At 38.7% G+C, this 9,415-nt stretch carries 8 protein-coding genes; 2 read left to right on the forward strand and 6 right to left on the reverse strand.

The window, feature by feature from the left end; genetic code table 11:
• Positions 1 to 166 precede the first annotated feature (166 nt).
• Entirely contained in the window at positions 167 to 1,033 is an 867-nt protein-coding gene (gene tehB, locus CVP05_RS01950; protein WP_100287869.1) for an SAM-dependent methyltransferase TehB, read from the forward strand.
• A 71-nt stretch (positions 1,034 to 1,104) separates the two neighbouring features.
• Here tehB and lptG read toward each other — a convergent pair whose 3' ends face one another.
• Together lptG and lptF are read right to left on the reverse strand one after the other, a co-directional pair.
• A complete protein-coding gene (lptG, locus tag CVP05_RS01955) occupies positions 1,105 to 2,175 on the reverse strand; it encodes an LPS export ABC transporter permease LptG (protein ID WP_100287870.1) in 1,071 nt (356 codons plus the stop codon).
• Positions 2,176 to 2,179: 4 nt separating this feature from the next.
• Positions 2,180 to 3,289, reverse strand: coding sequence for an LPS export ABC transporter permease LptF (gene lptF / locus CVP05_RS01960; RefSeq protein WP_100287871.1), 1,110 nt, complete (start codon positions 3,287 to 3,289; stop codon positions 2,180 to 2,182).
• A 92-nt stretch (positions 3,290 to 3,381) separates the two neighbouring features.
• Here lptF and CVP05_RS01965 point away from each other — a divergent pair, with 92 nt between their 5' ends.
• Entirely contained in the window at positions 3,382 to 4,872 is a 1,491-nt protein-coding gene (locus tag CVP05_RS01965; protein ID WP_100287872.1) for a leucyl aminopeptidase, read from the forward strand.
• Between the two features lie 122 nt (positions 4,873 to 4,994).
• Here the strand turns inward: CVP05_RS01965 and recR are convergent, their stop codons facing one another.
• The 4 genes from recR to CVP05_RS01985 all read right to left on the reverse strand — a co-directional run.
• Positions 4,995 to 5,597, reverse strand: a complete 603-nt coding sequence (recR, locus tag CVP05_RS01970) for a recombination mediator RecR (RefSeq protein ID WP_100287873.1) — start codon at positions 5,595 to 5,597, stop codon at positions 4,995 to 4,997.
• Positions 5,598 to 5,664: 67 nt separating this feature from the next.
• Positions 5,665 to 5,994 carry a YbaB/EbfC family nucleoid-associated protein gene (locus CVP05_RS01975; protein WP_100287874.1) on the reverse strand — a complete coding sequence of 110 codons (330 nt, stop codon included), beginning with the start codon at positions 5,992 to 5,994 and terminating at the stop codon, positions 5,665 to 5,667.
• Between the two features lie 131 nt (positions 5,995 to 6,125).
• Positions 6,126 to 8,135, reverse strand: a complete 2,010-nt coding sequence (gene dnaX, locus CVP05_RS01980) for a DNA polymerase III subunit gamma/tau (protein WP_100287875.1) — start codon at positions 8,133 to 8,135, stop codon at positions 6,126 to 6,128.
• A gap of 216 nt (positions 8,136 to 8,351) precedes the next feature.
• A partial coding sequence (locus CVP05_RS01985) for an autotransporter family protein (RefSeq protein ID WP_133118693.1) occupies positions 8,352 to 9,415 on the reverse strand: 1,064 nt, incomplete at its 5' end.

Genomic DNA, 9,415 nt, shown 5'->3' on the forward strand with positions numbered 1-9,415 from the left:
ATAAATTCTACCGCACTTTACCCGAATAAAGTGCGGTTATTTTTCCACAATCTTTTTTTGATTTGAATCAAAAACCAACTAAATAAGTCAGGTTTTAAGTTGCAAGGCTTGCCCAAATAACCTACCATATTACTCAGGTATTTTATGTTACAAAAAGGAATAAACCATGTCTCAAGATCTTATCTGCTATAAAAAAATGCCAGTATGGACAAAAGATAGCCTACCTAAAATGTTCCAAGAAAAGCACAATACCAAAGTGGGAACATGGGGAAAAGTTACTGTGTTAAAAGGACAACTAAAATTCTATGTTTTAACCGAACAAGGCGAAGTGATCAGTGAACATATTTTCACACCAGAAAACAAAACGCCATTTGTTGAGCCTCAACTCTGGCATAAAGTTGAAGCGCTCTCTGACGATCTCGAGTGTTATTTAGAATTTTATTGCAAAAAAGAAGACTATTTTGCAAAAAAATACAACATGACCCCAACTCACTCAGAAGTGAAAAGCGCTGCACCTCTTTTTAAAGATTCAGCGCATATCTTAGATTTAGGTTGTGGACAAGGTCGCAATTCTTTATATTTAAGCCTACTAGGACATCAAGTCACATCACGGGATCATAACCCAACAAGCTTACAGTTTTTAAGCGAAACAGCTGAAAAAGAAAAGCTTAACATCAATATTGCACAATATGATATTAACCAAGCCAATATTCAAGAAAAGTACGATGTTATCCTTTCAACTGTTGTCTTCATGTTCTTAGATCGCCAAGCGGTCCCTGCTATCATTAAAAATATGCAAGAACAGACAAATATCGGCGGCTATAATCTTATTGTTGCGGCCATGTCAACAGACGATGTACCTTGCCCAATGCCATTCTCTTTCACTTTCAAAGAAAACGAATTGAAAAACTACTACCAAGATTGGCAGTTAGTAAAATATAACGAAGAAATGGGTGAATTACACAAAACTGATGAAAATGGCAACCGTATCAAAATGAAGTTTGTTACGATGTTAGCCCAAAAAACAGCTTAATTTTCTGTCTATCACAAACATAAAATAGGGGCGCAGTCTGATAAACTGCGCCCCTATTGACTATTTTACCATTAATCTCGCTTACGGCTAAGTAGCCACCATGTAATCACCAAGAATAATACACTTGGAATTAACGCGCCTACTATCGGTGCCACATTATATACCAAACTTAATGGGCCAAAAATTTCGTTGACCACATAAAATAAAAAACCAAAACAAATTCCCGTGACAATTCTCGCACCTGCGGTTACGCCACGCAAAGGACCAAAAATAAAGGAAAGAGCGAGCATCATCATTACCCCAACGGAAATCGGTTGAAATAATTTCCGCCAGTAGGTTAGCTCAAATTTTTTAGAATCCTGCCCTGTCTCTTTTAAAAAACGGATATAATTCGATAAGCCTGTAATAGATAATGACGTTGGACGTAAAGACACAATGCCTAACTTATCTGGGGTTAAATTCGTTTGCCATTCTTGGTTCAAGCGATTCTTTGTAATAATTTGATCAGGTGTAATTTCTGACTCATTCACCTGTCTTAATGTCCATTTTCCATTTTCATATTGTGCCGAATTTGCCTGGCTCACGCTTTGTAAACGACGTTGATCATCAAAACGGTAAATATAGACATTTTGTAAGCTCGCTTCTTCCGTGATACGTTGTATATAGATAAAATGATTACCATCTTTTGCCCACACACCATTTCTTACAGATAACATCGAGCCACCAGAAATCGCTTTTGAACGCATATCACGAGCAAATTGTTCTGTTTGTGGAATCCCCCATTCCCCGATGATCATGGTTAAAATGACCAAAGGTAATGCTGTTTTCATCACGGCAAAACCAATTTTTAAACGCGAAAATCCAGAGGCCTGCATCACCACTAATTCACTACGGCTCGCTAAATTACCTAATGCGATTAAAGCCCCCAATAAAGCCGCCATAGGAAAAAAAGTTTCCACATCTTTAGGCATTGTTAATAACGTATATAATACCGCTTGCATCGTATCGTAAGTCCCTTTTCCTACGCTACGAAATTGTTCTACAAACTTAATAATGGCGGACAATCCCACTAATGTAAACAACGTTGCAAAAATGGCTCCTAAGATACTCTTACCAATATAACGATCCAATACATTCATCATTGTCTTATTCTCCCTTCAATGCTGTATTGCGACCAAAACTTTGACGTAACTTATACATAAAATGACTATCCCAACTATTTAACACAATAGCCAACACAAAGAAAAAGAGGCTGACACATGGCATCAACAATGTCACATCTAATTTACCTGCTGTGCCTGCAGATTTTAATGAACTTTGTAATAAGAAATAAATTAAATACAACAGTAGTGCTGGCAAGATTTTTGCAAAACGCCCCTGTCTAGGATTAACTTTACTCAATGGTACCGCAAGCAAGGCCATAATAGGTACAGCGAGAATCAAAGCCAAACGCCAATGCAATTCAGCCTTAATTTCCGGAGAATCGCTATTAATTAAAGTATACAGATCCAGCAAATCTGTATCGTTACTATTTGCTGTAGTATCTTGATGTCCTAAATAAGCTTGATAACTTTCAAAATCCGTAATACGAAAATCAGGTAATGCGGCACTTCCTTCAATTCGACGACTATTCTCCAAATTTAAAATCTGATCCCCATTAGGCAAAGAGGTCAACTCCCCTTTCTCTGCAACCACAACAGATGGCTTCGTATTACCTCTCTCTTTCATCTGAAACAGATAGATATCATTAATTTGATTGCTTTCAATATTATTGATAAATAATACAAAATCACCATTTCCAGAAGACATAAACTGTCCTGCGCTTAATGCCGCCATACGAGGATTCGCTTTAGCATCTTCTACAATTTGTACTTGATGCTGAATGGCCCAAGGAGAAAGCCATAAGGCATTATAAGCAGCTACTCCTGCCGTTAATAATGAAAGCAGCAATACTACTCGAACTAAAATCCGTTGCCCAACACCACAAGCACGCATGACTGTAATTTCACTTTCTGCGTATAAACGGCCTAAAGTTAACAATACCGCAATAAATAAAGACAGTGGCAACATCAATTGCGCCATAGTTGGCATTCCTAACCCGAGCAACGATAACACCAAATCTGCCGGCACATTCCCATTGGCGGCAGACCCTAATACTCGCACTAATTGCTGACAGAAAAAAATCAAAAGTAAAATAAACAGAATAGCAATCTGACTTTTGAAGATTTCTTTAATAAGATATTTCGTTAAAATCACGTTTTTGCCTTGCTTGATAAAATCGTTAAATCATTTAATAATAGCATTCGCTCATTATTCTACAACAGAACAGCGTAAAAAGAGGAATAAAAATGAAATACAATGCAAAAAATACTCATTTAAGTGATTTATCTACCTCGTGCTTAATATTTGGTATTTATGAAAATGGCACATTATCGCCAAGTGCGGTTAAATTTGACCAAGAAAACCAACACATTCTCAGCACAATGATTGCCAAAGAAAAAATGGCAGGAAAAATAGGCCGCTATCTTTTACTTTCTCATTTACCTCACCTTAAAGCTGAACGCATTTTGCTTATCGGGTGTGGTAAGGAAGGAGAACTCAGCCCTATTCAATATAAAAAAATTGTTAAAACCGCTATTGAAGCGTTAAAAAATACCAATGCAACAGAAGCCCTATATTGCTTAAACGACATCAAAATAAATGATCGTAATCACTATTGGAATATCCGCTTTGCCATTGAAACCATCGCAGATTCTCTCTACAAATTTGAGGATTTTAAAAGTCAAAAATCGCCAAACACCCTTGCTTTACAGCAAATTGATTTTTATGTCACAGAGGAAGATCTTGCCCAAGCACAACAAGCCATTATACATGCTAACGCTATAGCCTCAGGTATCGAATATGCTAAACATGTCGCAAATTGCCCGCCGAATATTTGCAACCCCGCATACCTTTCAGAACAAGCAAAAAATTTAGCAAATTCCACCGCACTTATGCAAACAACCATTATTGATGAAGCTGAAATGGCGCGTTTAGGAATGAACGCCTATTTAGCTGTTTCTCGTGGCTCAAGCAATCCAGCCTTCATGTCTGTCATAGAATATAAAAATCATCCGAATCCCAATACGCCCCCTATTGTGCTTGTCGGCAAAGGCTTAACGTTCGATGCGGGAGGCATTTCCTTAAAGCCAGCTGCTGAAATGGACGAAATGAAGTATGACATGTGTGGTGCAGCGACTGTATATGGCGCAATGAAAGCATTAGCCGAATTAGAACTTCCCTTAAATGTAATCGGAGTGCTTGCGGGATGTGAAAACCTACCAGGTGGCAATGCTTACCGTCCAGGTGATATTTTAACAACGATGAAAGGGTTAACCGTTGAAGTATTAAATACTGATGCAGAAGGCCGTTTAGTCTTATGTGATGCCCTAACCTATGTTGAACGCTTTAATCCAGAACTGGTGATTGATGTCGCAACCCTCACTGGCGCTTGTGTAGTGGCATTAGGTCAACATAACAGTGGTTTAATGTCTTCTCATGATGAGCTTGCTAAAGCCTTAGAAAAAGCGGCAGAACAAAGCACAGACAAAGCATGGCGTTTACCATTGAGTGAAGAATATCAAGAACAGCTAAAATCTAATTTTGCTGATCTCGCTAATATCGGAGGACGTTGGGGAGGTGCAATTACTGCCGGCGCATTTTTATCTAACTTCACCTCAAACTATCCATGGGCCCATTTAGATATTGCAGGCACCGCTTGGTTACAAGGCGCAGCAAAAGGCGCAACAGGCCGTCCAGTTTCCTTACTGGTTCAATTTTTATTAAACCAAGTAAAATAGTTTCAATAAAATACGCTTCACAACATGTACGAATAAGAGATGTCTTATTCGTACATTTTTTTATCAATAGCCGTTACGATCGAAAGGGCATACTATTTAAATGAATGAGGCAATCCCTTATTCTATTCAATCTGTCTACGCCCAATAAAGGAATGTGTTAAAGTTGTACCGTCAACCATTTCCAGTTCACCGCCCACAGGAATACCATGAGCAATTCTGCTTACCTTAATGCCCAATTGCAGACAAATTTCTGCAATATAATTTGCCGTAGCATCACCTTCTATTGTTGGATTCGTGGCTAAAATCACTTCCGTAAAAGACTCGGTTTCCAAACGATGTTGCAATAAATCCAAGCCAATTTCTTTAGGCCCTATACCATCTAAGGGGGATAAATGCCCCATTAACACAAAATAACGTCCTGAAAATTGCCCTGTTTGCTCAATCGCTTGAATATCCGCCGGCATTTCGACCACACACAATAATCCCGTATTTTGGCGACGAGGGTTACAACAAATTGTACATACATCTTCTTCTGTAAATGTTCGACACTGTTCACAGTGGCCAATTTGAGACATCGCTTCTGTTAAAACGCGAGATAATGCCATGCCTCCACTACGATCTCGCTGTAGCAGATGATATGCCATACGCTGTGCAGACTTAGGGCCGACACCAGGTAAACAACGTAAAGCTTCAATCAGGTTTTCTAAAAGTGGACTTGTTTGCATAGAGATAAAAAATTAGTGAAAAGAAACCGCACTTATGAAAAGTGCGGTCAGATTTTATATATTTTGATTAAAATGGCATTTTAAAACCTGGTGGTAATGACATACCTGCGGTTACTGAAGCCATTTTTTCTTTTTGAAGCTCTTCAGCGCGACGAACAGCATCATTAAATGCAGCCGCAATAAGATCTTCTAACATTTCTTTGTCATCTTCCATTAAAGAAGGATCAATTTCAATACGACGGCAATTATGCGCGCCATTAACGGTCACTTTTACTAAACCTGCGCCTGACTCACCTGTCACTTCTAATTGCGCAATCTCTTCCTGCATTTTTTGCATACGATCTTGCATCTGTTGCGCCTGTTTCATTAAGTTGCCTAAGCCACCTTTTCCAAACATAATTTTCTTCCGTTTTGTTGTTAATAAATGAAAAATTTAATAAAAATTTCCGGCCTAGAGGCTACGAAATAGTACGTAAGTATATATCTAGTCTGTATTTACGTCAATTTCTGCATCAGACCGAATGTCACCTACACCGGGCGAATACTCTCTAAACTTAATTCCGCATTAAACTCGCGTTGCAATAACTTAATTTTTTCATCTTCAAGTAAATCATGTTTCGCCTGAACCTGTAGTTCATGATAGATTTGTTGACGATGTTCCATAGGCGTTAATTGATCAATCTCGTCAAACACAACCACTTCCACTTGTTTTGCTTGTTGATAAAAATCTGACAAACCTTTTTCTAATTCTTGTACATTTTTGGGTTTATTCAAATGTGCTTGTTTACTGCGAACACCTAATTTTATTTGAGTTTCACTTTGTGCTAATAACACCGAATGCAGTGCTAACTGTTTTACAAAGCGTTCTGGTTTAAAGTCTTCTATTATCTTTGCCCAAGGATCACGTTCTGCTGCAAGATTAACCACTTTATCAATTAATTCTTGTGTTTTCTCTTGTAGGATAGCCTGTTTAATCTCTGATGGCCGTATACCTTGTTCAACATTGGCCATCTCTGGATTAATCCATTCCCAACGGTAAGTCACAGCTTCATCATTTTCATCATCAGTCTGATTTTCATCTGTGTACTGTTCAGCCGGTGCCTTAAAATCCCGGTTTTGTGAAGAAAGTGATGGCTCTGTTTTGCGCTGATTTTGTGCAGCCAAATTCGATACTTTCGCAATTAAATCCAGTTTTTGTTGGGACTGAGCAGAAGAAATAACCGGCAATTCTGCCACACCTGATGAAGACGCTAACTCTGCATTAGCGTTTTTTTTTTCTTGATTACCGGATTGTATATTACGTAATTGCTGTAAGGAGGCCACGCCTGGAGTCGATTGAATTGTCGCCTGCGCCTGTATCTTAGCGGAAGACACCACAGGAATTGTACTCAATTTTTCATGATTTTCGACCGCACTTTTTTGGCTCGTTGTTTCAACCGGCCTATTTTGTTCGGCTTGTGCCATTATTTTAGGGTGAAATGCTAAAGCACGTAATAACGTCATTTCTACACCCGTTCTACGATCTGGAGCCAACGCAAGCTCTTTACGCCCCATCACCATGACTTGATAATAAAACTGAACATCTTCCGGTGATAGTTGTTTTGCTAAAAACGCAACAGGGCTTTCGTCTAAAGGATTTGCTGTTAATAGCTGACACATGGCTATTTGATGCAGCAATTCAGCGACTTCAATCAATAATTGCTCCCAATCAACGCCTTTACGTGCCACAGCTTGCACCGTTTTCATCATGGCATCACCATTGCCCTGATGTAAAGCCCGAATAATATCTAATCCTTGATTATCATCAAGTAAGCCCAACATGTCATTGACAACATCAGCACTCACCTTACCTTCTCCCATCGCAATAGCCTGATCCGTTAAACTTAAACTATCACGAATACTCCCCTGAGAAGCTTTAGCAAGTTTAGAAAGTGCGGTCAATTCAAAAGGAATTTTTTCCAACGTGAGAATATGTTCTAGATGATTGCTAATCTGTTCTTGCTCTAATGCTTTTAGATGGAATTGGATACAACGAGATAAAATGGTAATAGGTAATTTTTGTGGATCCGTTGTAGCTAAAAGAAATTTCACATACTCCGGCGGCTCTTCTAGGGTTTTTAACAATGCATTAAATGAATGACGAGACAACATGTGTACTTCATCAATTAAATACACTTTATAACGTCCTTGCACGGGTTTATATTGCACATTATCAAGCAGTTCGCGTGTATCTTCTACTTTAGTACGAGAAGCCGCATCAATCTCAATTAGATCAATAAAATGCCCTTCTTCAATGGCTTTACAATGTTCACATTTTCCACAAGGATCCGCTGTTATCCCATTAATGCAATTAAGCCCTTTGGCAAATAAACGAGCGATGGAGGTTTTCCCTACGCCTCGAGTGCCGGAAAAAAGATAAGCATGGTGCAAACGGTTTTCTTTCAATCCGTTAGAAAGCGCGGTTAAAATATGCTCCTGTCCCACAACCTCTGTAAAGGTTTTAGGGCGCCACTTTCTTGCTAAAACTTGATAACTCATGCCTAATCATAAACCCTTTCTTTGCACTTATTGCATAACGCAGAATTGTATCATAACTTTCGAAAATTCTCTAAATAATTGGGTTGAAAATAAATATTCAATATTCCTAACGCCTTTTTCTAAAAGGGAATTTAAAGCAGGTTAAGGATTTATTTCGGCAAAAAAATAAGGCTGTTTCCAGCCTTATTTTCTTAATTATAAAACAATGTCGTTCTATTAACGCCAAGTATATTTATAACCGATTGTACCGCCATAGCCTTGACGTTTTTCACCGCCAAAGTTACTTTCATAGCGTGCATCAGCATAAATATGGCTATTTGGAGTAAGTGGTAATTGCATACCCACACCTACTTCCCACCAAGTGCGGTTATATTTTTCACTTAATTTATCTCGACCAATTTGAACCGAACTGCCGTCCATAAAGTCATGATAAATATTCGCAATACCATAAACCGTATTGGTGAAAGCATGTCCATTATCACTATGATGTGCTAAACGAACACCCAAACGCCCACGCAACCCATGATGGTTAGCGCCTTTCACTGTCGTAACATCATCTGCTTTAAAACTTGATAAATTCAAATATTGATAAATTAATTGTGCCTGTGGTTCAATTAACCAATTTGAATCACCAATCGCCCAAGGACGACCAACTTCCGCAGATAACACCACACCTAAACCATTTTGCGAGACTTGATTGCCATCACGACGAGGGGTATAAGTGTTTCGAATGTAGCTGACTAATCCCACAAGATCCAAATAACTTCCATTTTTCTCATAGTGAGTATGACTTAAGCCTAAACTAAAGCGATCAGATTTCCCTGTTCCAGTTTGTTTATCTCCCGCAATACGCATTTCACCAGAACTGAAATAATGATCCATATCTACGCGATACTGATCATAGAACTTCATCTTATTACGGCTATAACCGAAGATAAGTCCTGAATGTGAACGAGATTGATCTTCTTTATCATAGTGATAATTGAAGTCGTGACCGATTTGTACACCATAAATATTCATATTTGTATCAAAACGATAACGTCCGTCCAATTCTAAACGTTTGGCTAATAAGCGAATCCAAGTTTGGCCATCACTTTCTTTTGCGACACAGCCACAAGAATCCCAAGCCATTGTCGCACCATCACCACGACGTTGATGAAGCGAACCAATTTCAGCATATCCTTGCTCTAAGTTTCCTCTTTGCATCGCAACAATACCTGGTACTGTTTCTTTATAAATTGGTGTAGTTGGCTCTGTCGGTTGAGTTGGCTCTGTCGGCT

Source organism: Conservatibacter flavescens (assembly GCF_002795425.1).
In the GTDB taxonomy this organism is placed as follows: Bacteria; Pseudomonadota; Gammaproteobacteria; order Enterobacterales; family Pasteurellaceae; genus Conservatibacter; species Conservatibacter flavescens.